Below are 15,826 nucleotides of genomic sequence, written 5' to 3'. Positions count from 1 at the left end.
CGGACCGGCCTGATCCGCACGTGACCGAGACATCACCAAGGAGTGTCATGAAGACTCACCGACCGCAGCGTCCCTCCCGTCGCCTCGGCATCCTCGTCGGCGCTGTGAGCGCCGCCCTCGCGCTGACCGCGTGCTCCGGCGGTGGATCCGAGGCGTCGGGTGATGGCACCTTGACGATCGGCGCAGCGACCAATCTGCAGACCCTCGACCCGCAGATGGCCGCGGTGGCGCAGGAGTACTACGTGAACCCGGTCTTCGACACGTTGATCCACGCCCAGCCCGACGGAACCTTCGAGCCCGGCCTCGCCGAGGAGTGGGAGATCGTCGACCCGGTGACCTTCGAGCTGACCGTCCGTCCGGATGTGGTCTTCAGCGACGGCGAGCCGATGGACACCGACGCGGTGGTCGCCAACTTCGAGCGCGGCATGGGGATGGAGGCCAGCCCCTCGGCGGCCTTCTACAGCAATATCGCCGGTGTCGAGGCCGTCGACGACTCCACGGTCCGGCTCACGCTCTCCGAGCCGACTACCGACATGCTCTCCCAGCTCAGCCGTCTGCCCGGCATGATGATGAGCCCCGCCTCCTTCGAGGCGAACCCGGAGACGACGCCGATCGGTGCCGGCGGATGGACCTATGATGCCGCGGCCTCCAATGCGGGCGAGGTGCAGGTGTACCGCGCCAATCCCGACTACTGGGATACCGACCGAGTCGGTGTCGACACCGTCGAGATCCGTGCGCTCGAGGACGCCTCGGCCGCTACCAATGCCGTGCTCGACGGACAGGTCGACGTCATCGAGATGCGCAGTGAGGCCGACCGGTCGACCCTCGACAACGGCTCACTGCAGCTGATCGAGCGGGCGAATGCGAATGTCTACTACGTCCAGATCATGGATACCGATGGCACGCTGATCGAGCCGATGGGCGATGAGCGCGTCCGCCGGGCACTCAACCTGGCCATCGATCGTGAATCGGTCATGAAGGGCCTGCAGTTCGGGCAGGGCGATCCGAGCCCCAGCTTCTGGCTGGAGGAGACCCCCTACTACGACGAGGACCTGGAGGATCTCGCCTACGATCCCGAGGAGGCACGCGACCTGCTGGCCGAGGCCGGCTATGCCGATGGCTTCTCGGTGACCTTCCCGAGCTTCGGTGCGATCACCGAGGTGGCCGAGTCGGTGCAGCAGATGTGGGGCGAGATCGGTGTCGAGGTCACGATCGATCAGGTCGAGCCCGGGACCCTCGCCGACGTGATGCGCAACGGCACGACCGCCATGGCCGTCACGCTCGCCCGCGGTTTCACCGCCGAGTCCCACTACGACGAGCGGCACGCGCCGGGCAGCCCCTACGATCCGCTGGGCACCGATCGCGGCGATGTCGCCGAGCTGGCGGATATCGCCTTGAACGCCGAGACGGAGGAAGGTCAGGCTGAAGGCTGGCGCGATGTCTACTCCTACCTGATCGAGCAGGGCTACCTCATGGTGGTCGCACACCAGATCCCGGTGGTCGTGGCCGCGGAGCACGTGTCCGGTGCCGAGCTGTCGCCCTCGGACAATCTGCCGAAGCCCTACGACATCACGTTGGACTGACGGTGCTTCGTGTCGCTCTGAGCCGCCTCGCGGCGCTCATCCCCTTGGTCTTCGTGGCCAGCTTCACCACCTTCCTGCTGTTGCAGCTGACCGCGGTCGATCCCGCGGTGGTGCGCCTCGGCGAGACCGCGACGGACGAGGCCTACGCGGCCTTCCGCCACGAGCTCGGCCTGGATCGTCCGGTCCTCGTCCAGTTCGGAAGTTGGCTGCTGGGTGCCGTGCAGGGCGATCTCGGCGTGTCCTGGTCGAGCTCCACCCCGGTGACGGAGCTGCTGATGAGCCGATTCCCGGTCACCTTGGCCATCTCCGTCGGGGCGCTCGTCGTGGGACTGCTGATCGGCATCCCGGCGGGTATCGCCGCGGGCATCCGCGCGGGCCGCAGCACCGATTCGCTGCTCACGGGCGCCGCCTCGGTCGGGCAGGCCATCCCGAGCTTCTGGCTGGCTCTCCTGCTGGTCGCCTATGTGGCGATGCAGACGCCGTGGTTCCCGGCGACCGGCTACGTCCCCTTCGGCACCGACCCCGGGGAGTGGCTGCGCAGTATCGCGCTTCCATCGCTCGCGCTCGGGGCGGCGGCCGCCGGGGCCTTCGCCCGGCAGACCCGGGCGGGATTCGTCCGGGTCCTGCACGAGCCGTACATTCGCACGGCCGTCGCCGGGGGTCTGGCGCGCCGGCGGATCCTGTGGCGCACGGCGCTGCGCAATGCGGCGGTCCCCGTGGTCACCACGATCGCGGGACAGGCCGCCGTGCTCGTCGGCGGAGCCGTCGTGATCGAACAGGTCTTCGCGCTGCCCGGCCTCGGTCAGCTCGTACTCAACGCCATCCGGAACGGAGACATGCCCGTGGTGCTGGGATTCGTCGTCCTCATGGCCCTCTTGATGGCCGTCATCCAGTTCCTGCTGGACCTGGCCTACGCCCTCGTCGATCCTCGGGTGCGTGCGTCATGAGGAGCAGTTCGGTGCTCGTCAAGGCATCCTGGGGCGTGCTGATCGTCGTCGGTGTGCTCGCTGTGGCCGGACCGTGGATCGCGCCCTACGACCCGACGGCCGGCGCGGTCGGTGACGCCCTCGCCGGCCCGAGCGGCGACCACTGGCTCGGCACCGACTACCTCGGTCGGGACACACTGAGCCGGCTCATCGACGGCGCCCGGGTGTCGACGATCGCCGGTTTCGAGGCAACCGCGGTCGCGGTGGTGCTCGGCGGCGGCGTGGGCATGGTGATCGGTCTTGTCGGCGGCTGGCCCGATCGCATCGTCATGCGCATCGTCGAGGGCATCTCGGCGATCCCCGCGATCGTGCTCGCCATCGCGCTCATCGCGGCCCTCGGCAGCGGTCTGACCACCTCGATGTTCGCCGTCGGCATCGCCTTCGCGATGGGTATCGCCCGGCTGGCCCGCGGACTGACGATGGCGGAGCGCGACCGATTGTATGTGGACGGCGCCCGGGTGATCGGCGCCGATCGGCGGCGACTGCTGTTCCGCCACATCGCTCCGAATATCGCCGCGCCGATGGGGGTAGAGGCCACCTTGGTGTTCGCCCATGCGGTGGCCATCGAGGCAGCGCTGAGCTTCCTCGGTCTCGGCACTCAACCACCGGCGGCGAGTTGGGGGATCATGCTGTCGAGCGCGCAGCGCGCGATCCGTGAGGCGCCGTTCCAGGCGATCCCGCCCGGTCTCGCGCTCGTGTTGACGGTGCTGGCGCTCAATATCGTCGGCGACGCGCTGATCCGCCGTCGTCGCGGTGCCAGCGCCGAGAATCCCACGGGATATCTCGAGCCGACCGATCTGGGCGCGTCCGATGCGCGTGTCCGCGGCGACGAGTCAGACGTGCCGGGCGGGACCGTGAGCCCGCTGCTGGAGGTCGAGGGGATCACCGTGCGATACGGCGAGACCACGGCGGTCGATGCCGCCGACCTCGCGATCCGGCACGGTCAGGTCGTGGCCCTCGTGGGAGAGTCCGGCAGCGGGAAGACCTCGCTGGCGATGGCCCTCGCCGACCTGCTCACCCCACCGGCATCCAGCACGGCCGCACGGGTGCGCCTCGGCGGTCGCCGACCGCTCGAGCTCGTCGATGCCGACGATGCCACGCGCGCAGCCTGGCGCGGACGGGTCGGCGTGGTCTTCCAGGAGCCGTCCGCGGCCCTGAATCCGCTGCAGACGGTCGGCCGCCAGCTCCGCGATGTCATCGAGGCACAGCGCCGCCTCACCGGCGGCCGGCGGCAGGGCGGAACCCCGAGAGCGGTCGACGAGGAGATCGTCGATCTGCTCACCTCCGTCGGTCTGCGCCGGCCGGACGAGGTGGCGCGGTTGCGGCCCGGCCAGATCTCCGGCGGTATGGCCCAGCGCGTCATGATCGCTCTCGCGTTGGCCAAGTCCCCGGATCTGCTCATAGCCGACGAGCCCACGACGGCCCTGGACGTGACCGTGCAGGCCGAGATCATCGCCCTGTTGCGACGGCTCTGCGAGGAGCGTGAGTTCGGCGTCCTGCTCGTGACCCATGACCTCGGTGTCGCCGGCGAGCTCGCCGACGAGGTCGTCGTCATGCTGCACGGTCATGTGGTGGAGTCCGGCCCCATCGAGTCGGTCGTCCGCCGGCCGCAGCACGAGTACACGGCCGCGCTGGTGGCCGCGGTCCCACGCAACGAACCGGGCCGGGCGATCCTCGAACCGCCGCGGATCACCGAGGAGATCATGTGATGACGACCGAGCTGCTGGGGTCGATCGAGGACCTCACCGTCACCTTCGCCCGTCGCCCACGGTGGGGCGACCTGCGTCCCAAGCCGTTCACCGCGGTCGATCACGCCACGCTCGATCTGCGAGCCGGCGAGATCACCGGGCTCGTCGGGGAGTCCGGCTCGGGCAAGTCGACCGTGGCCCGTGCGCTCTTGAAACTGACGCCGTTCACCGGCGACGCGACGATCTGCGGATTCGATCTCTCCACGCTGCCGACGCCGCCGCCCCTCGCCTACCGGCGGACGGTGCAGGCGGTCTTCCAGGATCCGCTGCAGGCGCTCAATCCACGCCACAGCGTGGCCGATATCGTCGCGGAGCCGCTGGTGCTGCACACCGATCTGGGGTCGCGTGAGCGACGGGACCGCGTGATCGCGACCCTCGAGTCGGTGGGGCTCGACTCCGGCTTCCTGCCGCGGACGACGCGGGAGCTGTCGGGCGGGCAGCGACAGCGGGTCGCCATCGCCCGCGCGATCATCGTCGATCCTTCGTTGCTGATCCTCGATGAGGCGCTGAGCGCCCTGGACGTGACCACCGCCGCCTCGGTGGCGCGGCTGCTGCACGGTCTCCTGCGTCCCGATTCGGCCATGCTGTTCATCGGCCATGATCTGGCGATGATCCGGCAGCTGTGCGATCGGGTCCACGTCATGCGCGAGGGACGGATCGTCGAGTCGGGGACCGCCGACGAGGTGTGCGGATCTCCGCAGCACGAGTACACGCGACTGCTCGTGGACTCGATCCCTCAGCTGCTGCGGGCGGACACCTGATGACCGAGGGTGCGCCTCTCTCGGCAGGCGAGGGCCCCCTGCGTGGCGTGCGGGTGCTTGACGCGAGCACCATGCTCGCGGGTCCGCTCACCGGCGGCCTGCTCGCCGACTTCGGCGCGGAGGTCATCAAGGTCGAGGACACTCGCGGCGGCGACCCGATGCGGCTCATCTCCTCCGATGAGGACGGCCGGTCGGTGCTGTCGAAGATCTCCCACCGCAACAAGCGCAGCGTCGCCATCGACCTGCGTGACGCCCAGGGGCAGGCGCTGTTCCGCGAGTTGACGGGGCAGGTGGATGTCGTCGTGACGAACCTGCGCATGTCGACCCTCGAACGGTGGGGGCTCGGTTATCCGGAACTGTCGCGGGCCAATCCCGGGCTCATCATGTACCACCTGTCCGCCTTCGGCCGTTCCGGCACGCGCCGCGACGACCCCGGCTTCGCCCGCGTCGCCGAGGCCTACTCCGGTCTCACCTACGCCTCGGGAGACCCCGACGGCCCGCCGATGTTCTCGGGCTATGCGATCGCCGACGGTGTCGGCGGCGTACACGGGGCCTTCGCGGTGCTGCTGGCTCTCTACGAGGCGCGTGTCTCCGGGAGGGGACAACTCGTCGAGGTATCGCTCGCCGGGGCGATGGTGCGCATGCTGGAGGGACTCGTCGCCGCCTACGAGACGACGGGGAGATCGCCGGAGCGGAGCGGGAACCGCAACGACAGCATCGCGCCCAATGGGATCTACCGCACCGCGGACGATCAGTGGATCGTCCTGCCGATCAGCACGCCGAGTATGTGGCAGCGGCTGTGGGTCGCCCTCGGCCGCCCCGAGGTGGCCGAGGACGAACGCTTCCGCACGAATGCGGATCGGCTGCGCCATCGCGAGGAGCTGGAGGCGGTTCTCGAACCGATGATCGCCGGCCGGGAACTGGACGATCTGTACGAGTCGCTCCGTGCCCATCAGGTGGCGGTCGGACGGGTCAACTCGATGGCCGATCTCTTCGCGGATGCGGACGCCTGGGAGGAGGGCCTGCTGGTCCGAGTGCCCGATGAGGGCGGCCGGGACGTCGTCATGCCGGGCGTCGTGCCGCATCTGTCGGGAACCCCGGGCGGCATCCGTCATCCCGGCCCGGCATCCGGCCAGCACACCGACGAGGTGCTGAGGGAGCTGCTCGATCTCGGCGACGGCGCACTCGGCACCCTCCGCGCCGAGGGAGTGATCGCCTGATGTCGAGCAGCGCGTCTCGGGCGCGAGGAGACCATCGATGAGGAGCGGCATGGAACCACAGGTCGAGGCACATGAGGTGGGGCTGGACCCCGGTCGGCTCGGTCGTATCGACGCCTATCTGCGACGATACGTCGACGACGGACTGTTACCGGGATGGCAGCTGGCCATCAGTCGTGGCGGCAGGATCGCGCACGCCTCGTCCTACGGACTCCGGCATCGCGAGGACTCGGTGCCGGTCGGCGACGACTCCTTGTTCCGGATCTACTCCATGACCAAGCCCATCGTCTCGGTGGCGGCGATGATGCTCTACGAGCAGGGGGCCTTCCAGCTCAGCGACCCGGTCGGCGACGTCATCCCGTCCTTCGCCGACCTCTCGGTCTACAGCGGCGGAAGCGATCTGCGACCCTCCACGGTGCCGGCCGCCGAGCCGATGCGCATGGTCCACCTGCTGACCCATACCTCCGGGCTGACCTATGGCTTCGTCCGCCAGCATCCCGTGGACGCGCTCTACCGTTCCCACGGCCTCGATGGCAGCGGCGGTCTCGATCTGGCCGCCCTCTGCGATCGACTAGCGGGACTGCCGCTGTTGTTCGAGCCGGGTTCCAGGTGGGCCTACTCGATGGCCTCGGACGTCCTCGGTCGGGTAGTGGAGGTGCTCAGCGGGCAGAGCGTGGAGTCCTTCCTCGCGTCGCGGATCTTCGGGCCGCTGGGGATGACCGAGACGCGATTCGGCATCGAGGAGTCGGCAGTAACACGGCTCGCGCGGCTGTACTCGCTCACCCAGTCCGGACTGGAGCCGGCCGACCATCTCGCCGAGACGGTGGATCGTCCGGCCTACCCGGGCGGGGGCGGTGGACTGATCAGCTCCGCGCGGGACTACCACCGGTTCACCCAGATGCTCCTGCGCGGTGGCGAGCTGGACGGCCAGAGGCTGCTCGGTCCGCGCATCGTCGACTTCATGACGCGCAATCACCTCCCCGGCGGTGTCGATCTTCAGACCTACGGTCCGCCGGTGTACTCGGAGTCGACGATGCGGGGCGTCGGTTTCGGGCTGGGATTCTCGGTCGATCTCGATGCCGCCGCGGCGGGACGGCCGGGCAGCCCGGGCACGTACGGCTGGGGCGGCATGGCCGGAACGCGGTTCTGGGTGGATCCGACCGAGGAGCTGACGGCGCTGTTCTTCACGCAGGCGTTCACCGGCAGACCGCTCCCCGTGCGTGAAGGGTTGCGTCAGCTGGTCTACCAGGCCATCGTCTAGGGCTCACTCCGCCGCGTGCGCGGCGGCGATGATGCGGTGGAGGAGGGCGTTGGCGTGGTCGAGGTCGTCCTCGGTCATGCCGAGTCGTTCGAGCATGGCCGGTGGCACGTCGAGTGCGCGTGAGCGCAGCGCCCGTCCGTCCGCGGTCAGGGTGATCTGCAGCGAGCGTTGGTCGTGGGGTGAGCGCACGCGCTCGACGAGCCCCATCTGCTCGAGTCTCTTGACGAGGGGCGAGGCGGTGCCCGGGTCGAGTGACAGCGTGGTGCTGAGCTCGCTCAGGCCGAGGCCGTCGTTCTGCCAAAGCGCGAGCATCACGAGGTACTGCGGGTGGGTCAGCCCGAGGGGTTCGAGGGCGGGCTTGTAGGCGGCGATCACCGAGCGCGCTGCCACGGCGAGGGCGAAGCACACCTGTTCGTCGAGGGCGAGAGGATCGCGGTCGGCGGGCACGCGGGCAGTCTAGTGTCCCGCGCGCAGATCGCTCGGCGAGCCGTCGAGGCTGACAACTCCTACGATCGACGAAGGGGTGAGACGCGTCACTGCCCCGAAGGAGGTGGATCGCCATGGATGACCCCTCGCTCGGGACGATCTTCCTGGCCGAGGCCGTCGGCACCGGCATCCTGGTCCTGCTCGGCGGGGGCGTGGTGGCGACCGCGCTGCTCGCCAAGTCCAAGGGCCTCGACGGCGGCTGGCTGATGATCAACTTCGGCTGGGGTCTCGGTGTCTTCGCCGGCGTCAGCGTCGCCTATGCCTCGGGCGCGCATCTGAACCCGGCCGTCTCGGTGGGGCTGCTCGTCACGGGCGAGATCGACGTCGTCCAGTTCGCGGTCTACGTGGCCGCGCAGCTGATCGGCGCCTTCCTCGGCGCCTGTCTGGTCTTCCTCGCGTACAAGCAGCATTTCGATGCGGAGGAGGACACGACCAAGAAGTTCTCGGTGTTCTCCACGGCCCCGGAGATCCGTTCGTACCGGTGGAACGTGGTGACCGAGACGATCGCGACCTTCGTCCTCGTCTTCGTGGTGATCGCGTTCAGCCGGGTGGGCGACACCGGTTCGGACGCTCCGGCCGGGCTGGCTGCACTCGGCGCGATGCCTGTCGCGCTCCTCGTCGTCGGCATCGGCGCCTCACTCGGCGGTCCGACCGGCTACGCCATCAACCCGGCCCGTGACCTCGGTCCGCGTATCGCGCACGCCGTGCTGCCCATCAAGGGCAAGGGCACGAGCGACTGGGCCTACGCCTGGGTGCCGATCCTCGGACCCCTGTTCGGCGGCCTGCTCGCGGGCCTCGCCTCCTATCCTCTGTTGCCCCTGCTGTCCTGACCGCGACCCCCAAGGAGAGACCCATGACCCAGTACGTGATGGCCATCGACCAAGGCACCACGTCCAGCCGAGCGATCCTCTTCGACCACGATGGCGCCGTCGTCAGCACCGGTCAGATCGAGCACGAGCAGATCTTCCCCCATGCCGGTTGGGTCGAGCACGATCCGAAGGAGATCTGGGACAACACGCGCGAGGTCATCGGCCAGGCCCTGAGCCGCGCCAATGTCACCCGCCACAATGTCGAGGCCATCGGCATCACCAATCAGCGCGAGACGACCGTCGTGTGGGACAAGAACACCGGCGAGGCGGTCTACAACGCGATCGTCTGGCAGGACACGCGTACGCAGAAGATCGTGGACGAGCTGGCGGAGGATGGTGGCACCGAGCGCTTCAAGGAGACCACGGGTCTCCCGCTGGCCACCTACTTCGCGGGCACCAAGGTCAAGTGGATTCTCGACAATGTCGACGGCGCCCGCGAGCGGGCCGAGGCCGGCGATCTCCTGTTCGGGACCACCGACACCTGGGTGCTGTGGAATCTCACCGGCGGCACCGACGGGGGCGTGCACGTCACCGATGTCACCAATGCGTCACGCACCCTGTTCATGGATCTGGAGAGCCGCACCTGGGACGAGGACATCCTCGAGGTCTTCGGCGTCCCCACGTCGATGCTGCCGGAGATCAAGTCCTCGAGCGAGGTGTACGGGCACGCGCACTCGGAGTCGTTGCTGCGTGAGACCCCGATCGCGGGCATCCTCGGCGATCAGCAGGCCGCCACCTTCGGTCAGGCGGCCTTCGATCGCGGCGGCGCCAAGAACACCTACGGCACCGGCAACTTCCTGATCGTCAACACGGGCCATGAGATCGTCAAGTCCGATAGCGGGCTCATCACCACGCTCGCCTATCAGCTCGGCGACGACGAGCCCTACTATGCGCTGGAGGGGTCGATCGCCGTGACCGGCTCGCTCGTGCAGTGGCTGCGCGACAATCTGGGCATCATCTCCTCGGCCCCGGAGATCGAGCAGCTGGCGGAGTCCGTCGAGGACAACGGCGGCGCCTACTTCGTTCCGGCGTTCTCGGGCCTGTTCGCACCGTACTGGCGCCCGGACGCGCGTGGTGCCCTCGTGGGCCTCACCCGGTACATCAACAAGGGGCACATCGCTCGCGCGGTTCTGGAGGCCACGGCCTATCAGACCGCGGAGGTGCTGGACGCCGTCAACTCCGATGCGGAGGTGCCGTTGACGGAGCTGAGGGTGGACGGCGGCATGACCGCCAACGACACGTTGATGCAGTTCCAGGCCGACATCCTGCGGGTTCCGGTGGTGCGCCCGGTGGTCGTGGAGACGACCGCCCTCGGTGCGGCCTACGCGGCGGGCCTGGCCGTCGGCTTCTGGGAGAGCACCGAGGAGCTGGAGCGCAACTGGCAGGAGGACGAGCGCTGGGAGCCCGCGATGGACGAGGCAGAGCGCGACCGGCTCTACCGCAACTGGAAGAAGGCCGTCACCAAGACCTTCGACTGGGTGGACGATGACGTCGACTGATCCTCACATCGTCGGGTCACTCGACATCGCACGGGCCGAGGGCACAGCGGTGCCGACTCCGACGCCCGCCGCGGACCCCACGAAAAGTTGTCATGTGGGTGATAAATATGCGGCGTACGTGTTCGCATCGTGGGATTTTCCCGCTCAGAGCTTGTCTCGATTTGGCGCGCGCCTCGTGGCTCGCTAGCGTGGCCTCAGCGCCCACCGCGCCCGGCTTGGTCGCTGGCGCGGCCATTCGTTCTCGAGCTGGCCGCGACGAGAGCGCGGTGGGCCGCCTCTTCTCCGGACGGGGGGGCGGGGGGGGGCCCCAGCGGGCCGGCGGGGGGGAGGCCCGCGCCGGGCCCTCCTATCCGCCGGCCGGCCCGCTTGGTTGCCAGCGTTGCCCCCCGTCTCGTTCACGGCAGGAGCAGTGCCGAGTGCCGGGGGCGCGGAGCGGTCGGCTTTCCGGCCGCGTACTCCTCGGTGCTGACGCCGGTCACATCGCCGGGGTCGCGTCCCTCCTCGGCGAAGACCTCGCGCGCGATGGCGGCCCAGGACCTCGGCTCGCCGGGGCCGGTGACGTGGTGCACGCCGAACGGGGCTCGGTCGTCCAGCAGACGGAGGATGCCCGCGGCGAGATCGTCGGCGTGCGTCAGGCGGCCGATCTGGTCGTCCACCACGGACGGACTCACGCCGTCGCGCGCGAGCCGCCGCATCGTCTCCACGAAGTTCTTGCCGTCGCCGATCACCCAGCTGGTGCGCACGATGTAGTGCCGCGGCACCGTTGAGGTGACGGCCTCGCCTGCCGCCTTGGTCTGGCCGTAGACCCCGAGCGGCGACAGCGGCTCGTCGGTCGGGTGCTCCTCGACCGTGCCGTCGAAGACGTAGTCGCTCGACACGTTCACCAGCGTCAGTCCCCGCTCGATGGCGATGCGGGCGAGGGCGGCCACACCCGTCACATTCACCGCCCAGGCGTCGCGGCGTCCCTCGGGAGTCTCGGCGCCGTCGACATTCGTGTACGCGGCGGCGTTGATGACCGTCTGCACGTCGTCCCACGGCACGGTGTCGAGGGTCGACGGATCGGCGAGATCGACGGTGGAGCGGTCGTAGAAGGTGAGGTCGGGCCTGGCCTTGCGCAGCGCGCGCCCCAGTTGGCCGTTCGCGCCGATCACGACCGTCTGCTTGGCGGGCATCGGGGTGACATCGGCGAGCAGCGGATGTCCCTTGTCCTTCTCGGACATCTCGGCGATCTCCGCGGGCCACGGGATCGCGAGGGCCGGGTCGAGCAGATTGACATTGGTGTAAGTGGCGTCCGCGCGCCAGTGCGCGTTGACGAGATAGGAGTAGGCCGTGTGGTCCTCCAGCACCTGGAAGGAGTTGGCCACTCCGCGCGGCACGAACACCGCGGTCTCGGGGTTCAGCTCGATCCAGAAGGTGCGCCCGAAGGACTCGCCCTCGCGCAGATCCACCCACGCGCCGAAGGCACGTCCCGCGGCCACGGACACGAACTTGTCCCACGGCTCGGCATGGATGCCACGGATGGTGCCGGCGTCGGCATTGAACGAGACATTGTTCTGCACGGGCCCGAAGTCCGGCAGTCCCAGCTCGGTCATCTTCGAGCGTTGCCAGTTCTCCTTGAACCAGCCGCGGTTGTCGCCGTGCAGGTCCAGGTGGACGACGAGCAGGCCGGGGATCTCGGTGGTGTCGACGCTGACCATCACTGTCCCTTCGCCGCGTAGCCGGCCTCGACGGCGGCCTTCTTCGGCCGCCACCAGCTCTCGTGATCGCGGTACCACTGCACGGTCTGCTCCAGTCCATCGGAGAAGTCGGTGAAGCGGGGCGACCATCCCAGCTCGGTGCGCAGCTTGGTCGAGTCGATCGCGTAGCGCAGATCGTGACCGGCGCGGTCGGTGACGTGGTCGAAATCATCGGCGTCACGCCCGAACAGTCGCAGCAGCATCTCGACGACCTGCTTGTTGGTCTTCTCGCCGTCGGCGCCGATGAGATAGGTCTCGCCGATGCGTCCCTGCTCCAGGATCGTCAGCACGGCGCTGGAGTGGTCCTCGGCGTGGATCCAGTCGCGGACATTGGCGCCGTCGCCGTACACGCGCGGACGGATGCCGTCGATGAGGCCGGTGATCTGGCGGGGAATGAACTTCTCGATGTGCTGCCAGGGTCCGTAGTTGTTCGAGCAGTTCGAGATGGTCGCGCGCACGCCGAAGGAGCGCACCCACGCGCGCACGAGCAGATCCGAACCGGCCTTGGTGGAGGAGTACGGGCTCGACGGGTTGTAGGGCGTGGACTCGGTGAACCGGTTGGGGTCGTCGAACTCCAGATCGCCGTAGACCTCGTCGGTGGAGATGTGGTGCAGCCGGACATCGTGCTTGCGGGCGGCCTCCAGCAGTGTGTAGGTGCCGATGATGTTGGTGTCGAGGAAGGGCCGCGGTCCGTCGAGGGAGTTGTCATTGTGCGACTCGGCGGCGTAGTGCACGATCGCGTCGTGCGTGCCCGCGAGCTCGTCGACGAGCTCGGCATCGGCGATATCGCCGACGACGAGGTTCACCCGGTCCTCGGGGAGTCCGGCGATGCTCTCCCTGCTGCCGGCATAGGTCAGTTTGTCCAGGACGGTGACCCGCAGGTCCGTCTCGCGCACCAGGTGGTGCACGAAATTCGATCCGATGAACCCGGCGCCACCGGTGACCACGATCTTCTCCATGCTCTGACGCTACCAATCGATCCCGTGCCGGCCCCGGGATCCCGGTAGGCTCGGCACCATGCGCGGAATCATCCTGGCCGGGGGCACCGGATCTCGGCTGCACCCCATCACCCTGGGGGTGAGCAAGCAGCTCGTCCCCGTGTACGACAAGCCGATGATCTACTACCCGTTGTCGACGTTGATGACGGCGGGCATCCGCGACATCCTCGTCATCACCACGCCGCACGACGCGGCCCAGTTCGAGCGGCTGCTCGGCGACGGCTCGCATCTGGGCGTGAACATCACCTTCGCCCAGCAGCCGAGCCCCGACGGACTGGCCCAGGCCTTCGTCATCGGCGAGGAGCACATCGGCTCCGAGGGCGCGGCGCTCGTGCTCGGCGACAACATCTTCTACGGGGCCGGTGTCGGCACGAGCCTGCACCGCTTCGATGAGACCGAGGGGGCGGCGGTCTTCGGCTACTGGGTGTCCGACCCCACCGCGTACGGCGTCGTGGAGTTCGACGACTCCGGGCGGGCGATCTCCCTGGAGGAGAAGCCGCCGTCGCCCAAGAGCAATTACGCGGTGCCGGGGCTGTACTTCTACGACAACTCGGTCGTCGAGCGGGCCAAGGGCCTGCGCCCCTCGGCCCGCGGGGAGCTGGAGATCACCGATCTCAATCGTCTCTACCTCGATGAGGGCAAGCTCCAGGTCGAGGTGCTGCCGCGCGGAACGGCCTGGCTCGACACGGGCACCTTCGACGATCTCGCGGATGCCGGTGCCTTCGTGCGCACGATCGAGAAGAGGCAGGGACTCAAGATCGCCTGCCCCGAGGAGATCGCCTGGCGTCAGGGCTGGCTGAGCGCCGATGAGCTGCGTGCGCGCGCCGAGCCGCTGGTCAAGAGCGGCTACGGCCAGTACCTGCTCGAGCTGCTGTCCTGAGGCAACGGGGGCCGGCTCCGCGGTGAGACGATGCTCGGGTCGCCGGGAGTCGTCACCGAAGGATTGATCGCACTGCTCACCTCGTCGCCACGTATCGCCTTCCTGGACATCGACGGCACGATCGTCGACCATGACGAGTCGATCGCCGATTCGACCGTCGAGGCCATCCGCTCCGCGCGGGCACGGGGCCATCTGGTGTTCATCTCCACGGGGCGGAGCGCGCCCGAGGTGTACCCGTGGATCCGCGACATCGGCTTCGACGGTGAGATCACCGCCGGCGGCGGTTTCGTCGAGCATGCCGGTGAGCTGATCATCGAGCAGACCATGCCCGAGCGGCTGGTCGAGGAGATCACGGAGCTGCTGGAGGCCTTGGGCCTGGACTACTATCTACAGTCGCACCAGGGCGTCGAGCCACACGGCCGGGTGGTCGAGCGGCTCGACGAGGTTCTGGTGGCGCACGGTGCCGCGGCACCCTCGCAGCATGCCGTGGCGCGGATCTTCGCCGACGACCGGATGCACGGCCGCGGCGAGGTCGCCAAGGCGGTGTTCATCGGCGACTCGCAGGAGGACTTCGGCCGGGTGGAGGCAGCGGTCCACGGCGAGCTGCGCGATGCCGTGGACCTCATCACCGGGACGATCGCCTATCTCGGCAGCGCGAGCGGCGAGATCTCACCGCGCGGGGTCAACAAGGGCACGGCGATCCTCCGCGCCCTCGATCACCTGGGGCTCGATCCGGCACAGGCGATCGGCATCGGCGACAGCCGCAATGACGTGGAGATGCTGCGGATCTGCGGCGTCGGGATCGCGATGTCGGGAGCCGCTCCCGAGGTCGTGGCGGCGGCGGATGAGATGACCTCGGGCGTCATGGACGGCGGTGTCTGGAACGCCTTTCGCCGCCACCAGCTGATCTGAGGCGCACTGCCCATCGGGGCCGGGAAAATAGTTCTTGCCACATCATTGGCATTGCACTAGCGTCGCACTAACATTTCAGTTCGATGTGAGCTGTGTCGCAGATCTGGAGGAATGCCCCCGTGAAAGAGAACTACGATCCGACGTCGTTCTTCGAGTTCCTGAAGTACCGCCCCGCGAACCTGCCCTACTTCTGCCCGGACCAGAAGGGGCTCACCGTCTTCTGCCGAGGCCGTCGCGAACAGCTCGAGGAGATCCTCGAGCCCACGCCCTTCGAGCTGGTCGACGATCGCTTCGCCGTCGTCGTCACGGACTTCCGGAACAACTCCAGCTACCCGTACCACGATGCCGGCATCCTGCTGGCCGTCCGCTTCGGCGACACCGTCGGCGGCAGTTTCCTGTTCGAGTTCGAGGATCAGCACTTCACGGTCGCCTCCGGTCGTGAGAAGTGGGGCTACCCGAAGGTCTATGCGCACGCCGGACTCGATGCCGACGACACCACGGCCCGCGGCCGGGTCTTCCTCGGCGACGACGTGCACCTGGACATCTCGGTGGACCTGACGGCCGAGGCCGACCCGAGTGCCTGGCAGGGCCTGGCGCTCTACCCGCACCTGCAGATCCGCGCCGTCCCGGAGTTCGACGGCCCCGGGTTCGAGAGCTTCCAGGTGCTGAGCCGTGACACCAGCGCCGATTACACGCTGACCTCCCGGCACATCGGTCCGGCCACCGTCGAGCTCGGCGACGCCGTCTCGTTCCGCGGCAAGCGCCTCGATGTCCTCGAGGTGCTCGGCGGCGAGTACAAGGTCGGCGACTTCGCGGCGACCGAAGAGAACACCAAGCCGACCCTGCTCGCCGATCTGGCCCGGGTCTGACCACCTCATCTGACAAGGAGA

The 15,826-nt window shown here is 68.5% G+C and carries 14 protein-coding genes; 11 read left to right on the top strand and 3 right to left on the bottom strand.

The features are described from left to right. Positions 1 to 47: 47 nt before the first annotated feature. Genes FNM00_RS12760 through FNM00_RS12735 form a run of 6 tightly spaced genes read left to right on the top strand, consistent with a single transcriptional unit; the run spans position 48 to position 7,556 of the window. Entirely contained in the window at positions 48 to 1,583 is a 1,536-nt protein-coding gene (locus FNM00_RS12760) for an ABC transporter substrate-binding protein (protein ID WP_185973135.1), read from the top strand. Positions 1,584 to 1,585: 2 nt separating this feature from the next. Continuing rightward, complete coding sequence (locus FNM00_RS12755) at positions 1,586 to 2,530, top strand: ABC transporter permease (RefSeq protein WP_143913930.1); 945 nt, start codon at positions 1,586 to 1,588, stop codon at positions 2,528 to 2,530. Positions 2,531 to 2,541: 11 nt separating this feature from the next. Then, positions 2,542 to 4,278: a dipeptide/oligopeptide/nickel ABC transporter permease/ATP-binding protein gene (locus FNM00_RS12750; protein ID WP_185973134.1), complete on the top strand. Its 1,737-nt coding sequence runs from the start codon at positions 2,542 to 2,544 to the stop codon at positions 4,276 to 4,278. Continuing rightward, complete coding sequence (locus tag FNM00_RS12745; RefSeq protein WP_143913928.1) at positions 4,278 to 5,078, top strand: ATP-binding cassette domain-containing protein; 801 nt, start codon at positions 4,278 to 4,280, stop codon at positions 5,076 to 5,078. The genes FNM00_RS12750 and FNM00_RS12745 overlap by 1 nt, the downstream gene beginning before the upstream one ends. Continuing rightward, positions 5,078 to 6,298, top strand: coding sequence for a CaiB/BaiF CoA transferase family protein (locus tag FNM00_RS12740; RefSeq protein WP_143913927.1), 1,221 nt, complete (start codon positions 5,078 to 5,080; stop codon positions 6,296 to 6,298). The genes FNM00_RS12745 and FNM00_RS12740 overlap by 1 nt, the downstream gene beginning before the upstream one ends. 49 nt (positions 6,299 to 6,347) lie before the next feature. After that, positions 6,348 to 7,556 carry a serine hydrolase domain-containing protein gene (locus FNM00_RS12735; RefSeq protein ID WP_143913926.1) on the top strand — a complete coding sequence of 403 codons (1,209 nt, stop codon included), beginning with the start codon at positions 6,348 to 6,350 and terminating at the stop codon, positions 7,554 to 7,556. A gap of 3 nt (positions 7,557 to 7,559) precedes the next feature. Here FNM00_RS12735 and FNM00_RS12730 read toward each other — a convergent pair whose 3' ends face one another. Then, positions 7,560 to 8,003 carry a MarR family winged helix-turn-helix transcriptional regulator gene (locus FNM00_RS12730; RefSeq protein WP_143913925.1) on the bottom strand — a complete coding sequence of 148 codons (444 nt, stop codon included), beginning with the start codon at positions 8,001 to 8,003 and terminating at the stop codon, positions 7,560 to 7,562. 113 nt (positions 8,004 to 8,116) lie between these two features. Here FNM00_RS12730 and FNM00_RS12725 point away from each other — a divergent pair, with 113 nt between their 5' ends. Continuing rightward, positions 8,117 to 8,872 (top strand): MIP/aquaporin family protein, encoded by a 756-nt coding sequence (locus FNM00_RS12725; RefSeq protein WP_143913924.1) that lies wholly within the window; start codon positions 8,117 to 8,119, stop codon positions 8,870 to 8,872. 23 nt (positions 8,873 to 8,895) lie between these two features. Next, positions 8,896 to 10,410, top strand: a complete 1,515-nt coding sequence (gene glpK, locus FNM00_RS12720) for a glycerol kinase GlpK (RefSeq protein ID WP_143913923.1) — start codon at positions 8,896 to 8,898, stop codon at positions 10,408 to 10,410. Between the two features lie 395 nt (positions 10,411 to 10,805). Here the strand turns inward: glpK and FNM00_RS12715 are convergent, their stop codons facing one another. Next, the gene (locus FNM00_RS12715) at positions 10,806 to 12,107 is read right to left on the bottom strand and encodes a sugar nucleotide-binding protein (protein ID WP_143913922.1); all 1,302 of its coding nucleotides are present in this window, start codon (positions 12,105 to 12,107) and stop codon (positions 10,806 to 10,808) included. Continuing rightward, positions 12,107 to 13,105 (bottom strand): dTDP-glucose 4,6-dehydratase, encoded by a 999-nt coding sequence (rfbB, locus tag FNM00_RS12710; RefSeq protein WP_143913921.1) that lies wholly within the window; start codon positions 13,103 to 13,105, stop codon positions 12,107 to 12,109. The genes FNM00_RS12715 and rfbB overlap by 1 nt, the downstream gene beginning before the upstream one ends. A gap of 58 nt (positions 13,106 to 13,163) precedes the next feature. On the opposite strand from rfbB, the gene rfbA reads away from it, so the two are divergent. The 3 genes from rfbA to FNM00_RS12695 all read left to right on the top strand — a co-directional run bounded on the left by rfbA (position 13,164) and on the right by FNM00_RS12695 (position 15,805). Continuing rightward, positions 13,164 to 14,024, top strand: a complete 861-nt coding sequence (rfbA, locus tag FNM00_RS12705; RefSeq protein ID WP_143913920.1) for a glucose-1-phosphate thymidylyltransferase RfbA — start codon at positions 13,164 to 13,166, stop codon at positions 14,022 to 14,024. 30 nt (positions 14,025 to 14,054) lie between these two features. After that, positions 14,055 to 14,936 (top strand): Cof-type HAD-IIB family hydrolase, encoded by an 882-nt coding sequence (locus FNM00_RS12700; RefSeq protein ID WP_143913919.1) that lies wholly within the window; start codon positions 14,055 to 14,057, stop codon positions 14,934 to 14,936. A 119-nt stretch (positions 14,937 to 15,055) separates the two neighbouring features. Further along, complete coding sequence (locus FNM00_RS12695) at positions 15,056 to 15,805, top strand: acetoacetate decarboxylase family protein (RefSeq protein WP_185973133.1); 750 nt, start codon at positions 15,056 to 15,058, stop codon at positions 15,803 to 15,805. The last annotated feature ends 21 nt before the right edge of the window (positions 15,806 to 15,826 follow it).

Origin of the sequence: Aeromicrobium piscarium, assembly GCF_007421815.1 — a bacterium.
In the GTDB taxonomy this organism is placed as follows: Bacteria; Actinomycetota; Actinomycetes; order Propionibacteriales; family Nocardioidaceae; genus Aeromicrobium; species Aeromicrobium piscarium.
The sequence above is the reverse complement of the archived record's forward strand: the minus strand, read 5'-3'. Positions and strand labels throughout refer to the sequence as shown.

Coding starts and splice junctions, on each gene's coding strand:
- FNM00_RS12760 (WP_185973135.1), top strand. CDS start 48: ATGAAGACTCACCGACCGCAGCGTCCCTCCCGTCGCCTCGGCATCCTC.
- FNM00_RS12745 (WP_143913928.1), top strand. CDS start 4,278: ATGACGACCGAGCTGCTGGGGTCGATCGAGGACCTCACCGTCACCTTC.
- FNM00_RS12740 (WP_143913927.1), top strand. CDS start 5,078: ATGACCGAGGGTGCGCCTCTCTCGGCAGGCGAGGGCCCCCTGCGTGGC.
- FNM00_RS12735 (WP_143913926.1), top strand. CDS start 6,348: ATGGAACCACAGGTCGAGGCACATGAGGTGGGGCTGGACCCCGGTCGG.
- FNM00_RS12725 (WP_143913924.1), top strand. CDS start 8,117: ATGGATGACCCCTCGCTCGGGACGATCTTCCTGGCCGAGGCCGTCGGC.
- glpK (WP_143913923.1), top strand. CDS start 8,896: ATGACCCAGTACGTGATGGCCATCGACCAAGGCACCACGTCCAGCCGA.
- FNM00_RS12715 (WP_143913922.1), bottom strand. CDS start 12,107: ATGGTCAGCGTCGACACCACCGAGATCCCCGGCCTGCTCGTCGTCCAC.
- rfbB (WP_143913921.1), bottom strand. CDS start 13,105: ATGGAGAAGATCGTGGTCACCGGTGGCGCCGGGTTCATCGGATCGAAT.
- rfbA (WP_143913920.1), top strand. CDS start 13,164: ATGCGCGGAATCATCCTGGCCGGGGGCACCGGATCTCGGCTGCACCCC.
- FNM00_RS12700 (WP_143913919.1), top strand. CDS start 14,055: ATGCTCGGGTCGCCGGGAGTCGTCACCGAAGGATTGATCGCACTGCTC.